The 17,802-nt window shown below is 33.0% G+C and carries 22 protein-coding genes; 2 read left to right on the top strand and 20 right to left on the bottom strand.

The features are described 5' to 3' along the window. Position 1: 1 nt before the first annotated feature. The 14 genes from NCC77_RS14115 to NCC77_RS14050 all read right to left on the bottom strand — a co-directional run bounded on the left by NCC77_RS14115 (position 2) and on the right by NCC77_RS14050 (position 10,557). On the bottom strand, positions 2-379 hold the full coding sequence (locus tag NCC77_RS14115) for a DoxX family protein (RefSeq protein ID WP_250836140.1): 378 nt from the start codon (positions 377-379) through the stop codon (positions 2-4). A 2-nt stretch (positions 380-381) separates the two neighbouring features. Continuing rightward, on the bottom strand, positions 382-849 hold the full coding sequence (locus NCC77_RS14110; protein WP_250836139.1) for an SRPBCC domain-containing protein: 468 nt from the start codon (positions 847-849) through the stop codon (positions 382-384). Positions 850-853: 4 nt separating this feature from the next. After that, on the bottom strand, positions 854-1,171 hold the full coding sequence (locus NCC77_RS14105) for an ArsR/SmtB family transcription factor (RefSeq protein WP_008464153.1): 318 nt from the start codon (positions 1,169-1,171) through the stop codon (positions 854-856). 128 nt (positions 1,172-1,299) lie between these two features. Beyond that, positions 1,300-2,352 (bottom strand): linear amide C-N hydrolase, encoded by a 1,053-nt coding sequence (locus NCC77_RS14100; RefSeq protein ID WP_250836138.1) that lies wholly within the window; start codon positions 2,350-2,352, stop codon positions 1,300-1,302. A gap of 146 nt (positions 2,353-2,498) precedes the next feature. Next, entirely contained in the window at positions 2,499-4,085 is a 1,587-nt protein-coding gene (abc-f, locus tag NCC77_RS14095; RefSeq protein WP_250836137.1) for a ribosomal protection-like ABC-F family protein, read from the bottom strand. A gap of 206 nt (positions 4,086-4,291) precedes the next feature. Then, entirely contained in the window at positions 4,292-4,663 is a 372-nt protein-coding gene (locus NCC77_RS14090) for a hypothetical protein (protein ID WP_250836136.1), read from the bottom strand. Positions 4,664-4,878: 215 nt separating this feature from the next. Then, on the bottom strand, positions 4,879-5,811 hold the full coding sequence (locus NCC77_RS14085) for a transglutaminase-like domain-containing protein (RefSeq protein ID WP_250836135.1): 933 nt from the start codon (positions 5,809-5,811) through the stop codon (positions 4,879-4,881). 19 nt (positions 5,812-5,830) lie between these two features. Continuing rightward, on the bottom strand, positions 5,831-6,682 hold the full coding sequence (locus tag NCC77_RS14080) for a substrate-binding domain-containing protein (RefSeq protein ID WP_250836134.1): 852 nt from the start codon (positions 6,680-6,682) through the stop codon (positions 5,831-5,833). A gap of 173 nt (positions 6,683-6,855) precedes the next feature. Continuing rightward, positions 6,856-7,332 (bottom strand): DUF4265 domain-containing protein, encoded by a 477-nt coding sequence (locus NCC77_RS14075; RefSeq protein WP_250836133.1) that lies wholly within the window; start codon positions 7,330-7,332, stop codon positions 6,856-6,858. Then, positions 7,332-7,724, bottom strand: a complete 393-nt coding sequence (locus tag NCC77_RS14070; RefSeq protein WP_250836132.1) for a VOC family protein — start codon at positions 7,722-7,724, stop codon at positions 7,332-7,334. The genes NCC77_RS14075 and NCC77_RS14070 overlap by 1 nt, the downstream gene beginning before the upstream one ends. Before the next feature lie 5 nt (positions 7,725-7,729). After that, complete coding sequence (locus NCC77_RS14065) at positions 7,730-8,170, bottom strand: DinB family protein (RefSeq protein ID WP_250836131.1); 441 nt, start codon at positions 8,168-8,170, stop codon at positions 7,730-7,732. A gap of 14 nt (positions 8,171-8,184) precedes the next feature. Continuing rightward, positions 8,185-9,054 carry a nucleoside phosphorylase gene (locus NCC77_RS14060; protein ID WP_250836130.1) on the bottom strand — a complete coding sequence of 290 codons (870 nt, stop codon included), beginning with the start codon at positions 9,052-9,054 and terminating at the stop codon, positions 8,185-8,187. A gap of 109 nt (positions 9,055-9,163) precedes the next feature. Next, positions 9,164-9,496, bottom strand: coding sequence for a translation initiation factor (locus NCC77_RS14055; protein WP_057117964.1), 333 nt, complete (start codon positions 9,494-9,496; stop codon positions 9,164-9,166). 110 nt (positions 9,497-9,606) lie between these two features. After that, positions 9,607-10,557, bottom strand: coding sequence for an isopenicillin N synthase family dioxygenase (locus tag NCC77_RS14050; RefSeq protein ID WP_250836129.1), 951 nt, complete (start codon positions 10,555-10,557; stop codon positions 9,607-9,609). Positions 10,558-10,747: 190 nt separating this feature from the next. On the opposite strand from NCC77_RS14050, the gene NCC77_RS14045 reads away from it, so the two are divergent. Then, a complete protein-coding gene (locus tag NCC77_RS14045; protein WP_250836128.1) occupies positions 10,748-12,724 on the top strand; it encodes an alpha-ketoacid dehydrogenase subunit alpha/beta in 1,977 nt (658 codons plus the stop codon). Positions 12,725-12,886: 162 nt separating this feature from the next. Here the strand turns inward: NCC77_RS14045 and NCC77_RS14040 are convergent, their stop codons facing one another. The 4 genes from NCC77_RS14040 to NCC77_RS14025 form a co-directional block, all read right to left on the bottom strand. After that, positions 12,887-13,858, bottom strand: a complete 972-nt coding sequence (locus NCC77_RS14040; RefSeq protein ID WP_250836127.1) for a quinone oxidoreductase family protein — start codon at positions 13,856-13,858, stop codon at positions 12,887-12,889. A 77-nt stretch (positions 13,859-13,935) separates the two neighbouring features. Further along, positions 13,936-14,511, bottom strand: coding sequence for a Crp/Fnr family transcriptional regulator (locus NCC77_RS14035; protein WP_250836126.1), 576 nt, complete (start codon positions 14,509-14,511; stop codon positions 13,936-13,938). 29 nt (positions 14,512-14,540) lie between these two features. Beyond that, a complete protein-coding gene (locus tag NCC77_RS14030; RefSeq protein ID WP_250836125.1) occupies positions 14,541-15,008 on the bottom strand; it encodes a hypothetical protein in 468 nt (155 codons plus the stop codon). Between the two features lie 7 nt (positions 15,009-15,015). After that, entirely contained in the window at positions 15,016-15,423 is a 408-nt protein-coding gene (locus NCC77_RS14025) for a glyoxalase (protein WP_250836124.1), read from the bottom strand. 81 nt (positions 15,424-15,504) lie between these two features. On the opposite strand from NCC77_RS14025, the gene NCC77_RS14020 reads away from it, so the two are divergent. Beyond that, the gene (locus NCC77_RS14020; protein ID WP_250836123.1) at positions 15,505-15,924 is read left to right on the top strand and encodes a hypothetical protein; all 420 of its coding nucleotides are present in this window, start codon (positions 15,505-15,507) and stop codon (positions 15,922-15,924) included. Between the two features lie 216 nt (positions 15,925-16,140). Here NCC77_RS14020 and NCC77_RS14015 read toward each other — a convergent pair whose 3' ends face one another. Together NCC77_RS14015 and NCC77_RS14010 are read right to left on the bottom strand one after the other, a co-directional pair. After that, entirely contained in the window at positions 16,141-17,388 is a 1,248-nt protein-coding gene (locus tag NCC77_RS14015; RefSeq protein ID WP_095929319.1) for a mechanosensitive ion channel family protein, read from the bottom strand. Then, positions 17,381-17,674 (bottom strand): DUF3817 domain-containing protein, encoded by a 294-nt coding sequence (locus tag NCC77_RS14010; RefSeq protein WP_095929318.1) that lies wholly within the window; start codon positions 17,672-17,674, stop codon positions 17,381-17,383. The genes NCC77_RS14015 and NCC77_RS14010 overlap by 8 nt, the downstream gene beginning before the upstream one ends. Positions 17,675-17,802 lie beyond the last annotated feature (128 nt).

The following is a 17,802-nucleotide window of genomic DNA, read 5'->3' as shown; positions in this document are numbered from 1 at the left end:
TTTAGTTAGAACTGCATTTTCTGTTTTCTGGTCTGAAATACCAAGAAACTACAGTTAAAACAATTAATAATACAGGTCCAAAAAGGGTTGAAGCCTCATCTTTTATAGCCAAATGCGACACTACAGCTCCAGACATTGCAAAAAAGAAGCCTGCATAGGCCCATTCTTTTAATAAACCAAATTTAGGAATCAAAATTGCGATAACGCCCAGAAGTTTCCAAACTCCTAAAAGTGTTAAAAAGTATAGAGGATAGCCTAAACGCTGTATCATTTCTGCCTCTTCTTTCATTGGTATAAGTTGTACAATACCGGTAGCCGTCATTCCTAAAGCCAGCCAAAGTGTAGCAATCCAATAAATAATTCTATTACGTTTTGTCATGATTACTTTATTTTAGTTACAATTTCTTCTAGTCTATTATGTGCCATGTTCAAACCTTGAGCAAAAGGCAGTTTCAATTGCGTCGTTCTATGTTCGATTGATCTGTAAATAATCTGCATCGTTAATTTACTACTATCATCCGTTAGTTTTTCAAACTCTAAGAATTCCAACTGAGGCGCAAAATCGATGTTTTCCATTTCAAAAGTGCGCACTATTTTTTGATTGGGAACAAAATCATGAATCACACCATTGGCTTTAAAAACTACATTTCCGTTAGCATCGCTTGTCTCAAACTCCCAGCCTCCATATTTTTTATTTTCGAGTCGCAAAACTTTTGTTCCCATCCATTGCGCTACAATTTCAGGATCTTCATAAGCTTTAAATAATAATTCTACTGGCAAATCAAATTCTCTTGTAATGACAAGATCGTGCCTGTCGTCTTCAGCATGAATTTTGGTTTTCTTTTCCATGGTTTTATTTTTTATAGTTTTTCATAATTGATTCTAACTTATTAAAACGATCATCCCACATTTTTCTAAAAGGTTCGATGAATTTGTCAATTTCTTTCATTTTTTCAGGATTTAAATGATAATAAATTTCTCTTCCGTTTTGTGTCTGATGCAATAATTCGCATTCGTTTAGAATTTGAATATGTTTTGAAATCGTCTGTCTTGACGAATTAAAATTCTCGGCAATTGCCCCAGGAGTCATAGCCTGAATGGCAACTAAACTTAAAATAGCTCTTCGAGTAGGATCGGCTATTGCTTGAAAAACGTCTCTTCTTATTTCCATTACGCAGTTATTTGACTGCAAATATAATGAAGTCATTTGACTGCGCAATATTTTTTTAGCATTTTTTTCAAAAAGAAAACCTTCAAACGTTTCAATTTGAAGGTTTTATGTATAGCTTTTTATTAAGATTAATCTAGACCAGCAAACTGAAAAGGTTTTGATTCTTTGAAATTTAAAAGAGAATCGCCTGCATAATTTTCGTTATTAGCAAGACTTAATTTCTTGATTTTCCCTTTTTCGCTAAAATCAATTTTACTGAATTCAACCCAAATCACATTCGGATTTAAAACATTGTCAAAATAATAAACCAAGTTTTTCTGGTCGGCTACCGTTCTCCAACGAGTAGAGGAAATATTAGGCTCCGTTTCTGACGAAATCCCAAGAGGAACAGAACAATTTCGAATTACACCAAAAACACTAGCCAACGCCGTTCTTGTATTATCTGTTTTCGGAATGGCATCAATATAATAGGAAGCTCGTACAAAGCGATCTGCTGCACGATTCGTTCCAGGAAGCATAATTGTACCGGGAATTCCTTTCCAATACGCATTTATTGCCAATTGCTGATCAAAAATCGGAGAATTGGTCATTGTAACATACTTTCTATCATGATGAATAACCAGTTTGCCATTTATAAATTCAAAAATGGCATTGTCTCCAGTAGAATCAGAAATAGATAAATGGACCGTAGCAAAAATATTGGTTCCTGGAATATGTGAAGAGGCAATTACAAAATCTTTTTTTTCTAATGCTGACACCGTTTCTGCAACAGTCGAAAAATTATCCAAAACATATTGAAGCCATAAAGAAACCGCCAGACTTTTTACTTTTCCATTTTTCTCAAATGCGGGATATTGCGATTCTACCAGCCATAAAAGATTGCCTACAAGTCCTTTTTCGTTCATTCCATCAGAAGAAGCAATATCCCAAGAACTCGTAATAACGCTTCCGTATTTGGATTTCCATTTAATAGAACTAGTTCCGGCTTCTCCAGCTCTTTCAATTCCGCGAGGGAAAATCCATAAATTGGCAGGAATTTCTCCACGCCAATCCATTGAACGTGCTGTAATAATTGTTCCGTTCAAACCTTCGTAAACAACTCTTGTACAAGGAAGAACGGTTTCGGTTATTAATAAGGTAAATGCAAGTAGGACGGGAAAAATTCTGTTTTTTGGCTTCATAAAATTTTTAATTTTAATTAAACGTTCAATTTGAATTTCATCAGTTTTTACTGCAATTTACGGAAATTTTAATTTAATATTTTGAATATCAAATTAATACTAAAAGAAAAGCGCCAAGAGAATTCTTAGCGCTAATTATTTTCATTTTAAAGCGAAATACTTTTTCCGACATTAATCTGTTCCAAAAATGAATAATCGTGCGAAATCACAATTAAAGTGCCTTGATATTCATTGATCGCCGCTGTAAGGATTTCGATATTCTGAATATCCAAATTGTTTGTTGGCTCATCTAGAATTATAATTTCTGGCGCTTCGTTACTAATCGTTAGACAACACAGCATTAAACGCATTCTTTCACCACCACTCAGCGCATTACAAGATTTGTCCCAATCATTTCTCGAAAATAAAAAACGATTTAATCTCATTTTTATATCATGTTCTTCTAAACCAGAATCGTTAAAAATCTGAGCTTGCTCATAAATTTTCAAGTTTTGATTTAATAAAGAATAATCCTGATCGATGTAAATTGCTTTTTTGGCTAAAGAAGTAATTTGTCCTTTTGTTGGATTCAACTCGCCCAGAATAATTTTAATTAAAGTAGTTTTTCCCGAACCATTTAATCCCTTTATTACCAAGCGATCACCAGACAGAATTTCAAAACTTAGATTTTCATTCCAAAGATCTTTCTCATCATAACTATAATTGATTTCTGAAGCTTTAAAAAGCGTTTTTCCCTTAAGAAAAGAAGTATTATTAAAACCAAATTTCATTTGATCTATAGCGGGAAGCGACGAACGCAGGTTCCTTAAATCTTCAGAAATACCACTTATTTTTTCAGCATGGACATCCTTGATTTTCGAACTGCTGTTTTCGGCTTTATTTCGGAGCGTATTCATCATAATTCTAGCAACACCCGATTTTTCCTGTTTCTTTTTTCCTCTCGAATCTAATTTGTTTTGGCGTTCGATACTTTCTCGTTCTTTTTCTTTGGCTTTTTTCAATGCCTTTTCTTTGCTCTGAACGTCTTGTTCTAAAGCATTATTTTCTACTTTTTTCTGTTCGCTGTAAAAGTCATAACCGCCACCATAGACCGAAATTTCATTTTTTGTCATTTCTAAAGTCTTATTCAGAATATTAAGCAAAGTTCTGTCATGGCTGACAATTAAAAGCGTGATTGAGGTCGATTTGATAAAATCGTACAATAATGTCCTTCCCGCAAAATCTAAATGATTACTAGGTTCGTCCAATAAAACCAAATCGGGTTCATGAATCATGATTCCGGCTAGAAATACTTTTGTCTTTTGTCCGCCACTTAAAGTTTCCATTTTCTGGTTTAAATCCAGATTATGCAATTGCCAATAGGAGAGAGCTTCATTACAGCGTTCTTCAATTGTCCAATCATCATCCAATAATTGAAGATTTTCTTCGGTTACTACACCTTCAAGTATTTCTTTAAGTGAGGCTATTTTTTCCTTTATTTGCAAAGCTTCAGCAATCGTCAAGTCATTAAACTGACCGAATAATTGCGGAACAAAATAAGGTTTAGAATCCTGAATGATTTGCCCTGAAAAGGGTTGCAATTCGCCAGCAATAATTTTTAATAAGGTTGATTTTCCGACACCATTATTTCCGACCAAAGCGGTTTTGTCGTGATTATTTAGCGTAAAGCCAATGTTTTGAAACAGCATGTCTTTATTCTCATGCTGATAAGAGATATTTTGAAGAATAAGCATAATTCCTTTCTTTTATAGATAAATATTCTAGCCATCACAAAATCGTGATCGCTTACTCAATTTTCCTGAAAGAAATTATTTTTCACATATAGCAATGCTTATTTAAGTAGTGCAAAGATATTTATTTTAGTTTTAAAAATCAAAAAACCATTCTTTACAATTGTAGCGAATGGTTTTTTGTATCAAATTACAATGTAATTTGTATTCTAAATTTTATCAAATGTTAGTTTGGCTTCTTTGGTATCTAAAATTAATTTATCATCTGTGATCGTGCTTTCACAAACATATGGTGTTCCAACTTCGTCTTTAATAACAAGTTTTTTACCTTTTTGGCTTAGCGCGTAAGTTCCGTCTGTGATTTCACGAAGCAAATATCCAGTAACATGCCCATCTTCAGTAAAAGTAAGCATCCCATTGGTTAAAATTGCATTTTTTGTAGAATCAGAAACGGTTTCTTTTGGTTCTACGGCACTAACTTTCCATGAATTCACAAGCTTGTCTCTTTTACGATGACATGAAACAATTAATACAACGACAGCAATGGCAATTACGAGGGTAAATAATTTTGAGTTTTTCATGATTTTGTGATTAAAAGTTAAACAGGAAAAAGTTACAAAAAAAAATAACATTAAAATATTCGTAATCAAATATTTATAAAGATTTTTTTTACTTCTAAAAATGAATTCCTTTTAATACAGAAAGTCTCTGTTTTCGGGACTTTTACTGATAACCAGTCTTTTACAAATTAACTATTAAAATCGTCTTAATTGGACAAACTGACTTCTAGAGACCATCAATTAAGAGTCAAAGCTCCTAAAATTTCTTCATACATAAACGGACCTCCAGGATAAGTTGCGGTATAATCCAGATTCATCCAGACTTGTCCGCGCTCGTCTATATGGTAGTGTAGTTTTTTGCCGTAGCTTTCTTTCACAAAAAGAACATTTTTGATGAGATAATTGACTTTTTCCAGATCGATCATCGAACCAATTAAAATTTCAGGATAAATGTGTCCTTTGGTATGAATAAGGCGAGGAGTTCCGCCAATAGAACGCACAGCAGCCGCCATCAAAATAGAGTGATCATCGCAATCGCCTGAGAAATACTCAAGTGATTCGCTGGCGGTTGCGATATAATCACCGTCTTTGGGATCGTTTACATAATTCCATCTGCCGTTTATTTCTTTAAAAACAGCAAAACACTGAATTATGGTACGATAATCTGAATAGCCTCTAATGCCTTTAAAATGCTTTGAAGTTGCCATAATAGCAAAGTTTCGCACTTTCGGGTTTTGATATTCAATAGCATTTAAAATCTTTGATTTATTAGGAAATGGAAGCAGTTTTGCCACAATAATATCCTGCGGATATGGATTGTCTGACATGGTGTAAATCATAGAATTGTAATCTTCTGAGATTTCGTTAAAACCATAATTTCCAATTACTGATCCGTAAAATAGAATCAACAAATAAACTGCAACACACAGAATAATAATTGTTCTGAGATACATCAGAAGAAAAAACACAGTTGCAAAAACAAAAATAAAGATAAATATACGATCTAGATTGAATGCCCATTCTAAATCGATCAAATTTTGATGCAGTATGATGAAAATCGGTATGGTGATCAAAAGACTCAACAGCGAAATAATAATCCTATCCCACGGCGATTTCACCTGTAGTTTGGATTTTAAATGCGGTAAGTCAATTTTAGGGAATTTCATCATACGAATCAAAAAGCAGTATTTACAAAGCTTTTACTGTTTCTACAAAAATACTTTTTTTATCAATAATTCCCAGATCAAATAATTGATTTTGAATTTTATTAAAAGATTTTTCTGTCAAATTTTTCTGTGACCACTGAGTCAGTTTCAACCATTCTTTAATATCTTCTGCTTTTTGATTAAACAGTTCAGATAATTTTTTGTCAATTTCTGGGATTTCTTTAAAATCAACCGTTGTTTTGTTGATTATTTTAAGAATTGTCTCTACCGTTTTGGCATTCTTTTTTAAGAACTCATCGCGTCCAACAATAATAAATGAAGGCCAAGGAGTAGGGCAGTCATCAATTCTTCTAAAAACGCCTTTATCTACAAGCGGTTTAGTCATAAAACGTTCCCACATAAAATAATCGGCTTTTTTATTGGTCAAAGCGTCGACAGCACCATCTATTGTATTTACAATTTCAAATTCGAGATCATCCATTTCCCAGCCTTGCTCATTTGCATTTACATAAGCCATTAATTGTGATCCCGATCCTAATCTGGAAATAGCTGCTTTTTTGTTTTTAAGATCTTTCAACGTCTGAAAATCAGATTTTGCATCAACGTGAATTCCCCAAATTAAAGGAGATTGTACGTAAACCTGAACAATTTTGCTCGGATTTCCAGCTGCAATATCTTTTAGAATTCCTTCGGTTAAAATAACAGCAAGATCTGTTTCTCCGTCTCGAAGCATTTGACACATTTTCCCGGTTCCCTCGGGTACATTTGTCCATTGTAAATCGATGTTCTCTTCTTCAAATTCGCCGTTTTCGATACATAGATGCCACGGCAAATTGAAGTGTTCCGGAACACCCGCAATTTTGACAGTTTTCATTTGTTTTAAGTTTAAGTTAAGTTGCTTGGTATGCGTATGCGTAATCTTATGGTTAGTATTTTATTCGTCAAAATTGTTTTGAGACATAAAAACACAGCTACTTTATAGTGTTTACTTTTCCTACAAAATTAAAAGGATATAATAAAAAGCAATGTTTTTATGTATTCAAATTTTTAATTTTTTAATAAATCTGCTCGGTGTTTTTCTGAAAGACAAGGCTCTGCATATTCGATAATGTCTTGCGATTCGTATTCGTTCAAAAGGCTTCTTACCAAAGAATAATCAATATCTTTGGTTATTTCTGTCGCAAAAAAAGTTTCATTTAATCCTTCAGACAAACAATTTAGCGCTTTTAATTTCTCCCGAATGATTTCTTTGTCAAAACCTTTTTCTAAAACCGCAACCTGAACAATCGAGTTTCCAGAATTCTGAATCGTTTTTCTATGCATAAAACGTTCTTCTGTTTCGTCATATTCTGCATAAAAAATGTCATCAGTAGCAATTAAAGGTCCGAAGAACGGAATATTATCCAATCTAAAAAGCCCTTTTTCTAGATCTACAATTTCTGCCCACATGGTTTCAGACACTACTTCATCTAGATAATCACTATAATATTTAAATAATATTTTTTTATGAGTTTCCTGTTCCATTATTCAATTTCGCTAATTACAGCTTTTAAAGGTGATATTACAATTCTATAACCATCTGGATCCTGAATCATTTTTCCGTTTTCATTCCAAAACGGATTCAGCGAAGGTATAACTGCAATATTCTGTTGCGTTAATTTATTTACTAATTTATCATAATCTGCAATAGTTTTAGGATATAATACCATTGCGTCATCTTCATCAAAAGTATGTTTGGCTGCGACTTTAGATTGAGTAAACTCAAAATGCCAGTCTAAACCCGGTTTCCCAATAAAGACGCCATCATAATTATTATGATTTTCAAATCCGCCCAATCGTTCAAACCCGAGTATATCAACATAAAAATTCTCTATTTTCTCCAAATCATTTGTATGTCGTGCCACTCGTAAAAACATAAATTCTATGATTTTATTTGATTAATATGATGTTCTAAATGCTCTACATAATCGGTCATCAAAAACCTTAAATCAATTACAGATTCATCGCTTAAAATGATTTTATAATCTAAAGCATTTTCATCGACAGATTTCATGATTCTAACAATCTGTTTGTTTATTGAAAACCACAACTGAGTTAGCTCTTTAATATCTGTTTTCTGATACTGATTTAAATTTACTAAATCGATCTGATTATACGGCCTGTGACGATATGGTTTTTCCGAATAATTAATCTCTGTAAAACGAACCAGATTATGAATTGCAGAATCTATCAAATGGCCTAAAATCTCTTTCTTAGACCATTTACCAGGTTTTTTTGCGTCTAAAATTTCATTCTGTATTGTTGGAATATAATTTACATTCTCATTCAATAACTGCTCAAATTTCAGAAGAACACTTTCCATCAAATTCTAATTAATTAGTTTCCTGCTAATTTATTTAATGTATATGCAATAAGCTCATCTACTGCTTTATACGGATCTTCACTAAAAGTTCCGCTAGCACGATTTGCAATAATAGCATTCAGCGATAAAGCATTATGACCTAACAGAGCTGAAAGCCCGTAGATTGCCGCTGTTTCCATTTCTAAATTAGTGATTTTAGTTCCATTAAAACTAAAATTATCCATTTTGTTATTCAATTCTTCATCTTGAATATTCAAACGTAAAACTCTTCCTTGCGGGCCATAAAATCCTCCAGCAGTTGCCGTAATTCCTTTAAAAATTTTATCTGATTCTATTAGTTTTTCTAACTTTTCAGAACACTGCGTTACGTAAGGCTTTCCTTTTTTGGGATCCCAGTTTGTATGTGCTACAAATTCATCTTCAATTTCTGTAATCGAAACGCCGTCAATTAAGTAGGAGCGAAGCATATTGTCTAATCCCAATCCGAATTTGGACATCACAAAGCTATCAACTGGAATATCTTCCTGCAAAGAACCCGAAGTTCCAATTCTGATAATATTTAAAGAAGTCAATTTCTCTTTTGGCTGACGCGTTTTTAAATCAATATTTACTAAAGCATCCAATTCGTTTAGTACAATATCAATATTATCAGGGCCAATTCCTGTAGAAACCACCGAAATTCTTTTGCCTTTGTAAATACCGGTTTGGGTTTTAAATTCTCTTTTTTGAGCAGAATGTTCGATTGAATCGAAAAATTGAGTAATTTTTTCTACTCTATTTTGGTCACCAACAAAAATAATGTCGTGTGCTATATGTTCAGGACGAAGGTTTAAGTGGTAAACGCTTCCGTCAGGATTTAGTATTAATTCTGATGATTGAATCATGTTTTTTTAGTTTCTAAGTTTCTAAGATTTTGTTTTTTGTTTCATGTTTCACGTTTCAAGTTATTTATAGTAACCTGAAACCTTAAACTTGAAACTTTTAAACAATTAATTATCCTCCTACACGTTTGGTTTTGAATCCTTTTTCTTTTAGGATTGCCATAATTTTATCTCTATAATCGCCTTGAATTATAATCGAATCGTCTTTAAAAGTTCCTCCAACGCTCAGTTTGGTTTTAATTTCTTTGGCTAAGATTTTAAAATCTTCATCAGAGCCTTCATAACCTTCAATTATAGTAGTTGGTTTTCCCTTTCTTTTTTCAAATTTACAAATCATTGGTTCTTTCTGAACATAAAGAACGTGTTCTTGTTCTTCAACTTGCTCAGGTTCATTCGATTCTACGTGATCTGGAAATAAGTTTTTTAATTGATCTTTAAAGTCCATATTTTTTTATTCTAAAAATAAATTTCAAGCATAAAGATATTTAAAAATTAAATTCCAAACCCCAAGAAAAACTTGGAATTTGGAATTTTTAATTTAAAATTTATGTAAGTTTATTTTTTAATTAAACCTAATTCTACTAAACGTTCGTATAAGAACTCTCCAGCAGTAATATCTTCATATTTCTTCGGATTTTCTGCATCAATACAATTTTCAAGACAATCCAAACGCATATCGCTTACTGGATGCATGAAAAATGGAATTGAATAACGTGAAGTTCCCCACAATTCTCTTGGCGGATTTACAACTTGATGAATTGTGGATTTTAATTTGTTGTTGGTGTGTCTAGAAAGCATATCACCAACATTGATCACTAATTCGTCATCTTGAGCAATAGCATCGATCCAATCGCCATTGTGGTTCTGAACTTGTAATCCTTTACCTTGAGCTCCCATTAATAAGGTAATCAAGTTGATATCACCGTGAGCAGCAGCACGAATTGCGTTTTCTGGCTCAGAAGTAATAGGTGGGTAATGGATTGGTCTTAAGATTGAGTTTCCTTCTTTTGCATAATTGTCAAAATAAAACTCATCTAAACCTAAATGTAAAGCCAAAGCTCTTAAAACATAAACCCCAGTTTTTTCTAGTTTCTGGTACGCTTCTTTACCCACTACATTAAAACGTGGTAATTCGGTAACCTCCACATTGTCTGGGTATTCTGAAGCCCATCTTGAATCTTTGTCAACGTATTGACCAAAATGCCAAAACTCTTTTAAATCTCCTTCTTTGCGTCCTTTAGCATGTTCTTTTCCAAAAGAAACATAACCTCTTTGTCCGCCGATTCCAGGAATTTCATATTTATGCTTAGTCTCTATTGGCAAGGCGAAAAAATTTCTAATTTCACCATAAAGTTCGTTTACCAACTGATCATCAAGGAAATGACCTTTTAAGGCAACGAAGCCAATGTTTTCAAATGCACTGCCGATTTCATTTACAAATTTTTGTTTACGTTTCGGGTCGTCCGAAAGGAAATCACGTAAGTCTACACTAGGAATGTTTTGCATACTTTACATTTTTTATTTTAAAAGATAAAAGGTGTCATAAGCACCTTTCGCTAACAAAGGTAGATAATATTTTAGAAAATAATCTTAAGCTCAGGCATTAAAAGCAGATTTCTTATTAAAATTTTACAGCATAATCCAATAAAATTGGCGCAAATTGTTATATTTGAAACACTAAAAAACAAAAATTTTCATGATTTTTTACCGACAAAACCTTACTAACACCGAGTTATTAGATTTATATAAAAAGATATTAAAGCCAAGATTGATCGAGGAGAAGATGCTGATCCTGATACGACAAGGAAAAGTCTCTAAATGGTTTTCTGGAATAGGACAAGAAGCCATTGCGGTTGGAGTAACTGCCGTTTTAGATCAGTCCGAATACATTCTTCCAATGCACCGAAATCTTGGTGTTTTTACAACAAGAGAGATTCCACTTCATCGTTTATTCTCGCAATGGCAAGGAAAAGCAAATGGTTTTACCAAAGGACGAGACAGAAGTTTTCACTTTGGAACGCAAGAATACAATATTATTGGAATGATTTCGCATTTGGGTCCGCAGTTAGGAATTGCTGACGGAATCGCGCTTGCGAACAGACTTCAAGACAATAAAAAAATTACAGCAGTTTTTACTGGAGAAGGCGCTACAAGCGAAGGAGATTTTCACGAGGCTTTAAATATTGCTGCGGTTTGGAAACTTCCTGTAATGTTTATTATTGAAAATAATGGTTATGGACTTTCAACGCCAACCAACGAACAATATGCTTGCGAAAACCTTGCTGATAAGGGAATTGGTTACGGAATTGAAAGCTGGATTATTGACGGAAATAATATTGTTGAAGTTTATAATAAATTGTCTCAGCTAAAAAAGGAAATGCAGGAAAATCCGCGTCCTATTTTATTAGAATTTAAAACATTTAGAATGCGCGGGCACGAAGAGGCGAGTGGCACAAAATACGTTCCTCAGGAATTAATGGATCAATGGGAACTGAGAGATCCTGTTACCAATTACAGAAAATATCTAACGGAAAACGGAATTTTAACTGCAGAACAAGACGAACAATTTCACGCTGAAATAAAAAAAGAAATTGATGAAAATTGGGCGATGGCAAATGCTGAACCTGAAATCGAACCAACTTACAGTGGGGAATTAGATGATGTCTATAAACCATTTCAATATGAAGAATATACACATAATTCTGATTCAACAAATATTCGTTTTATAGATGCCATACGAAACAGTTTGGAGCAATCTATGTGGCGTCATAAAAACTTAGTTATTATGGGGCAGGATATCGCCGAATATGGTGGAGCCTTTAAAATTACAGATGGTTTTGTTGATGCTTTTGGGAAAGATAGAATACGAAATACGCCAATTTGCGAAAGTGCCATTGTTTCGACAGGAATGGGATTATCAATCAACGGATATAAAGCAATTGTAGAAATGCAGTTTGCAGATTTTGTTTCAACTGGATTTAATCCAATTGTAAATTTATTGGCCAAATCTCATTATCGTTGGGGCGAAAATGCCGATGTTGTTGTTCGTATGCCTTGCGGCGGAGGAACTCAGGCAGGACCATTTCATTCGCAGACCAATGAAGCTTGGTTTACCAAAACTCCAGGTTTAAAAGTTGTTTATCCTGCATTTCCTTATGATGCAAAAGGACTTCTAAACACCTCTATTAATGACCCGAATCCCGTTTTATTCTTTGAACATAAATTATTATACAGAAGTATTTATCAAGATGTTCCAACAGACTATTACACTATTCCTTTAGGTAAAGCGGCGTTGGTTAAAGAAGGGAATTCGGTTACCATTATTTCGTTTGGAGCACCTGTTCATTGGGCTTTAGACACTTTAGCAAAACATCCAGAAATTGATGCCGATTTAATTGATTTAAGAACTTTACAGCCTTTAGACACTGAAACCATTTTTGCTTCGGTAAAAAAGACAGGAAAAGCTATAATCTACCAAGAAGACACTATGTTTGGCGGAATCGCAAGTGATATTTCGGCTTTAATTATGGAAAATTGCTTCGAATATCTTGACGCCCCTGTAAAACGTGTAGCAAGTTTAGACTCTCCAATTCCGTTTACAAAAGCACTTGAAGATCAGTTTTTACCAAGAAACAGATTTGAGGAAGCTTTGAAAGAGTTGTTAGAATACTAAACCATAAAAAAATAAACACATAGAAACATAGCCTCTTGGAATCTATAAAAGGCGTTTCACTAATTTAAATACACATAGCTATGCCTCTGTGTTAGAAACTAGTTTCTTTCTGGTTCTCTTTTTAAAAAATAAGAATCCTATGTTTCTATGTGTTCAAAAATATTAAATTACCACAACCAAGCGTTTTCCATCACTAACTTCTGCATTCCACATTTTTTCAATATCCGATAAATGAACGGTTTCAATATTTACTTTTAGTATATTTTTTGAAGCCAAAAGAAACATTTCGGGAAGTATTTCAGAAAACAGCAATTTGACTTCTTCTTTTGTCCAGCTTCCTAATCCGGAACCGGATAACTGAAGATCAACGCTGCGTAAAATCTGTGCAGATAATTGAATAGTATCTCCAGACATTGAGCCTACAGAAACATATCTCGTTTTATGTGTAAAGTTTCCATTTCCTTTTAAAACGGAAAGAATAAGTTCTGCCGAATGTCCCCATAAATAGTCAATTACAATATCAATTGGAGTATTTTTATGGATTTCTTTTAACTGAGAAACAAAAGATTCGTCCTCTTGTTTTAGGGAAACAATTTCATCGGCACCTAATTCTAAAAGGCTTTCAAGCGTTTTTTCATTTCTTCCTGTAACGATTATCCTTTTGGCTCCATAATGTTTTGCAATTTGAACTGCCATTTGTCCTGTAAAACCAGTCGCTCCATTTATCAAAACAGTTTCTCCAGGTTTTATTGCTGCTCTAAAACGAAGTGCCATTGCCGAACCTGCAACTGCATTTGGCATCGCTGCGGCCGTGGCATCATTAATTCCGTCTGGTAAAACCACCATTCGGTTTTTCTCTACTAAAGCTTTTTCGGCGATTGTTCCTGAGATTCCGCGGGCATAAACTCTTGTTCCGTTTTCTAGAACTCCAATTCCGTCACTTCCGACTATAAATCCGTTTTGATTTTCTTTTTCCGAAGAATAATGATCTCCGCTTGCAATGCCTTTATCCAGATTTGTAATGGCTACGGCTTTTATCGAAACCAAAGTTTCATTTTCATTTGATGCAATTGGCTCCAGAAACTCTGCACATTTTGGCAATTCGCCTTTTGTATAAACTACTGCTGCTTTCATAATTATTAAATTTTATGAAGCAAAATTAGAAAGCCGTTTATGGGTAGACGATAACATTTGTTATCAAATGAAAAAGGCTATTTATTTTGAAGCAATTTACTTTTAATTCTACTTAAATGAACCGTACTAATACCTAAATAAGATGCAATATAATGTTGCGGAACTCTTTGAACAATTTGAGGTTTTTCTTGAATTAAACTAAGATAACGCTGAGCAGGAGAATCTTTTATGAAAGAAAAAAAGTGTTTCATATAGTCGAAAGTTCTTTGAAAAAGCATATCAATCAAACGATCTCTCAACTCTGGATTTTCTTTGATTTCTTCAATTATAATATCAAGATTTTCTTTGTGAATCCACCATAAAACAGAAGGTTCAATTGTTTCAACTACAACTGGACTTGGAAACTTCTTCATAAAACTTTCGATCGAAGCCACGCTTTGATTTTCAAAAAAGAACTGTGAAGTCAGATCTTTTCCGTTATTATTAAACCAAACTCTTATACAGCCTTTCTCAATTATAAAAAGCTTTTTTGAGATTTCACCTTCTTCTAAAAGCGTTGTTTTAGCAGAAACTTCAATTCGATTAAAATAACCGACGTATTCGTTCCATTTTTCTTCTGTTAAAGGGAACTTGTTTCGGAATTGGTTGAACATCGTAAATAAATATTTTAATTATAAAGTATTTAATCAACCGAATACCCAGTCTTAATTGATAAAAGATGAAAAATTATTTGATCCAAAAGCTCTAAATTTTCATCATTTACATTTAATAAATATTTGGTTTGAATACTGAATATATTTTGCTTTACCTGAGCAATTATTTTTCCTTCAAAAAAGTAATTAAAATTATGACTTAGAGAGAAAAAATGTGCTGATTTAGTAAGTAAGCGTTTATTGTTATCAAAAATCAAAATTTTGCTATCTATATCTGATATTAACTTTGTCATGAACTTATTCTGATGAAGAATTAAATAAGTTGATTTCTGAAAAAAAGAACCATATTTTAACTCTAAAGCTAATACATCATAAGGATTGTATATTTTTATAATTCTACTAATCCAATTAAATTTTACTGTGGAATAAAACAATAATCCACCTTCTTTATAAACAAATAGGCTTTGATTCTGCTTTTCAATAATTTCTATTTCCATCTAAAAATTACTTCAAATCAGATTCCACTTCAAAAAGTTGCACTTGACTTTTCAATCTTTCAATCAATAAATTCATCATTCGTTTATTTAAATTAGATGAATTTTGAATATAAGTATCATATTCGTCAAGCGTAAAAAGTCCCATTACAATTCCTTTTAGAGAATTTCGGAACTTAATATCTTTCTGAATTGAATTTTCAATAGTTTGTAGTTTCTTCTCAACCGAATAAGAATAAAAATCACGCTTGTTCTTATTTATATAATTAATAAAAACTGCGATAAACAAATCGTTTTGGAGTTTTAAAATCGGCCTGATTGTTTGGTTTTGAAATAACTCATCTGGTGAAGATTGAGCACTAACGGTTCCTAAAGTTTCGCCTCTGAATTCTTTTAAAAAAGTGTCTCTATCTTCCATGGTATTTGCTTAAAGTTTTTCTTAAAGTTAAAGAAATAATCCCATAGTAAAAACCTATTTTTGTTTTTATAAAAATAAATTATGCGATTCTTTCTGTTTCTCTGCTTATTACTAGCTTCTTGCAATTCTAAAGAAGATAAAGAAAAATACAATCATCAATTATATCGTGCTGTAAACAATAAAGACACCGCTATTTTGGATATTCATATAAATGATAAACGTTTTTACGGACGCTATGAAATTAGTCATTATGGAACCGGAAAAGATTCTGGCGATGTACGAGGAGATTTAAGAGGCGATACGCTTCGAGGAGATTATCATTACATTTCGTTTGGCGGTGCCTGGAAAAGAGTCCCATTAGCCCTTTTAAAGAAAGATGAAAAGCTTTATCTAGGAAAAGGGGTAATAGGAACTTATTTTAATCTTCCGTGTTACGTCCCAGAAGTTCCAATTGAGTATCATAATCCTGAGTTTCTGTTTGAAAGGATAGAGGAGAAGTAGTTTTTTTGTTTCAAGTTTCAAGTTTCAGGTTGATATAGCATGTGTATATTTAACCGCAAAGTTCGCAACGGTTTACGCAAGGTTCGCAAAGTTTTAACACAAAGCTTTGCGAACTTCGCGTTTTTATTAAGTCTAATATTAAAAAAAAACTTGCGTGCTTTGCGTTTAAATATACACAATCCACTTCAACCTGAAACTTGAAACTTGAAACAAAAACTAACTTAAAGTAGAAGGCAATTCAAAAATTTCAAGATCAAAATATCTTACCGAAGCCATAACATGATCGAAAATATCAGCCATGATGTATTCGTAATTTGCCCAACGTTTATCGCTAGAAAACACATAAATTTCTAAAGGAACTCCATGTGCTGTTGACTGTAATTGTCGGCACATGATATGCATATTTTTGTTCAATCCTGGATGATCATTTAAATATTGCATGATGTATTTTCTAAACAAACCTAAATTGGTCATATTTCGGCCATTTAGCGAAAGCGTTTTATCAATTCCTCTAAGATCATTGTATTTGTCAATTTCCGCTTGACGGCTATCTATATAAGAGGTTATCAGTTGTACTTTTTTTAGCTGATGCAAATCTTCATCATTCAAAAAACGGATCGTACTGCTTTTTATTAAAACATGTCTTTTGATACGCCTTCCATCAGATTTCTGCATTCCGCGCCAGTTCTGAAACGAATCTGAACTTAATGCATACGTTGGAATTGTGGTGATGGTATTGTCGAAATTTCGAACTTTTACCGTTGTCAAATTGATTTCGATTACGTCTCCGTCGGCACCAAATTTATCCATTGTAATCCAGTCACCAATACGAACCATGTCGTTTATCGCAACCTGAACACTCGAAACAAATCCTAGAATTGTATCTCTAAAAATTAAGATGATAATGGCCGAAAGTGTTCCTAAAATGGTTAATAATTCGCCTTTCTTAATTCCGAATAAAGTCGAAATGATCATGGCAACCCCAAAAATCCAAAGCACAATCATAATAACCTGAACAAAGCTGTCGATTGGTTTATCGCTATATTCAGGTTTTTGTTTTAAGTAATCGCGTAACGAATTAAAAACAGTTCGAACAATCCATAATCCGAGCAATACAATATAGATTCCGACAATTTTTCCGAAAATCGATTCCCAATATTCATATTTATCTAAAATAACAGGAACGGCTTTATAGATAAAGAAAAACGGAATTAAATAAGCGGTATATCTTGTTGTTTTGTTTTGAATTAAATAATCGTCAAACTTGGTTTTGGTACGTTGTGCAAAAACAGCAGTCAAAGTGACCAAAAGAAATTTGGCCGCGTAATAAATTACGTAAGCCAGTGCTATTAAAATAGCGATGTTAAAGATCAGACTGGTATAAGACGCCACATTGCGACTCATTCCCCAATCTCTAAAAACAGGATATAAAAAATTAAATATTTTCTCCAAAAGCTTATGCATTTGCTTTAGTTTCTAAATATTTTTTCTCGATGTAAAAAGTTCCAAACGGAATAAGAGAAGCAACTAGAATGATTGCAAATGTTTTTAAGTCCCAATTCATTGATTTTTTCAATAAAAAGGCTAAAAGAATGTATCCTATAAATAGAACACCGTGTGTCATTCCTAACGGACGTAATAATGTATGGTAAAGTTCAGGATTATTATTTTTGATAATCAACATATTAGCAAATAATACTAAATAAGAGATTCCCTCTAAAATGGCAGTAATTTTGAAAATCTTGAGCATGTATATATTTTTTAAGTTTTATGCCAGCAAAATTAAGGATTCTGGATTGATTTTAGGATTTAAAAAACTCAAAATTTAATAAGTTCAATTGCCTTAAAATTCGAATTTGGAATTTAAGAATTTGGAAA

The sequence above is a fragment of the Flavobacterium tyrosinilyticum genome, from assembly GCF_023656565.1.
Classification (GTDB): Bacteria; Bacteroidota; Bacteroidia; order Flavobacteriales; family Flavobacteriaceae; genus Flavobacterium; species Flavobacterium tyrosinilyticum.
This window is presented reverse-complemented; position numbering and strand designations above follow the sequence as displayed.

What these genes read in the sequence shown, in the direction of transcription:
- NCC77_RS14080 (WP_250836134.1), bottom strand. Translation starts at nt 6,682, where the DNA reads ATGAAAACTGTCAAAATTGCGGGTGTTCCGGAACACTTCAATTTGCCG.
- NCC77_RS14100 (WP_250836138.1), bottom strand. Translation starts at nt 2,352, where the DNA reads ATGAAGCCAAAAAACAGAATTTTTCCCGTCCTACTTGCATTTACCTTA.
- abc-f (WP_250836137.1), bottom strand. Translation starts at nt 4,085, where the DNA reads ATGCTTATTCTTCAAAATATCTCTTATCAGCATGAGAATAAAGACATG.
- NCC77_RS14025 (WP_250836124.1), bottom strand. Translation starts at nt 15,423, where the DNA reads ATGGAAGATAGAGACACTTTTTTAAAAGAATTCAGAGGCGAAACTTTA.
- NCC77_RS14055 (WP_057117964.1), bottom strand. Translation starts at nt 9,496, where the DNA reads ATGGACTTTAAAGATCAATTAAAAAACTTATTTCCAGATCACGTAGAA.
- NCC77_RS14010 (WP_095929318.1), bottom strand. Translation starts at nt 17,674, where the DNA reads ATGCTCAAGATTTTCAAAATTACTGCCATTTTAGAGGGAATCTCTTAT.
- NCC77_RS14110 (WP_250836139.1), bottom strand. Translation starts at nt 849, where the DNA reads ATGGAAAAGAAAACCAAAATTCATGCTGAAGACGACAGGCACGATCTT.
- NCC77_RS14075 (WP_250836133.1), bottom strand. Translation starts at nt 7,332, where the DNA reads ATGGAACAGGAAACTCATAAAAAAATATTATTTAAATATTATAGTGAT.
- NCC77_RS14105 (WP_008464153.1), bottom strand. Translation starts at nt 1,171, where the DNA reads ATGGAAATAAGAAGAGACGTTTTTCAAGCAATAGCCGATCCTACTCGA.
- NCC77_RS14030 (WP_250836125.1), bottom strand. Translation starts at nt 15,008, where the DNA reads ATGGAAATAGAAATTATTGAAAAGCAGAATCAAAGCCTATTTGTTTAT.
- NCC77_RS14045 (WP_250836128.1), top strand. Translation starts at nt 10,748, where the DNA reads ATGATTTTTTACCGACAAAACCTTACTAACACCGAGTTATTAGATTTA.
- NCC77_RS14040 (WP_250836127.1), bottom strand. Translation starts at nt 13,858, where the DNA reads ATGAAAGCAGCAGTAGTTTATACAAAAGGCGAATTGCCAAAATGTGCA.
- NCC77_RS14060 (WP_250836130.1), bottom strand. Translation starts at nt 9,054, where the DNA reads ATGATTCAATCATCAGAATTAATACTAAATCCTGACGGAAGCGTTTAC.
- NCC77_RS14115 (WP_250836140.1), bottom strand. Translation starts at nt 379, where the DNA reads ATGACAAAACGTAATAGAATTATTTATTGGATTGCTACACTTTGGCTG.
- NCC77_RS14035 (WP_250836126.1), bottom strand. Translation starts at nt 14,511, where the DNA reads ATGTTCAACCAATTCCGAAACAAGTTCCCTTTAACAGAAGAAAAATGG.
- NCC77_RS14020 (WP_250836123.1), top strand. Translation starts at nt 15,505, where the DNA reads ATGCGATTCTTTCTGTTTCTCTGCTTATTACTAGCTTCTTGCAATTCT.
- NCC77_RS14090 (WP_250836136.1), bottom strand. Translation starts at nt 4,663, where the DNA reads ATGAAAAACTCAAAATTATTTACCCTCGTAATTGCCATTGCTGTCGTT.
- NCC77_RS14065 (WP_250836131.1), bottom strand. Translation starts at nt 8,170, where the DNA reads ATGGAAAGTGTTCTTCTGAAATTTGAGCAGTTATTGAATGAGAATGTA.
- NCC77_RS14070 (WP_250836132.1), bottom strand. Translation starts at nt 7,724, where the DNA reads ATGTTTTTACGAGTGGCACGACATACAAATGATTTGGAGAAAATAGAG.
- NCC77_RS14085 (WP_250836135.1), bottom strand. Translation starts at nt 5,811, where the DNA reads ATGATGAAATTCCCTAAAATTGACTTACCGCATTTAAAATCCAAACTA.
- NCC77_RS14015 (WP_095929319.1), bottom strand. Translation starts at nt 17,388, where the DNA reads ATGCATAAGCTTTTGGAGAAAATATTTAATTTTTTATATCCTGTTTTT.
- NCC77_RS14050 (WP_250836129.1), bottom strand. Translation starts at nt 10,557, where the DNA reads ATGCAAAACATTCCTAGTGTAGACTTACGTGATTTCCTTTCGGACGAC.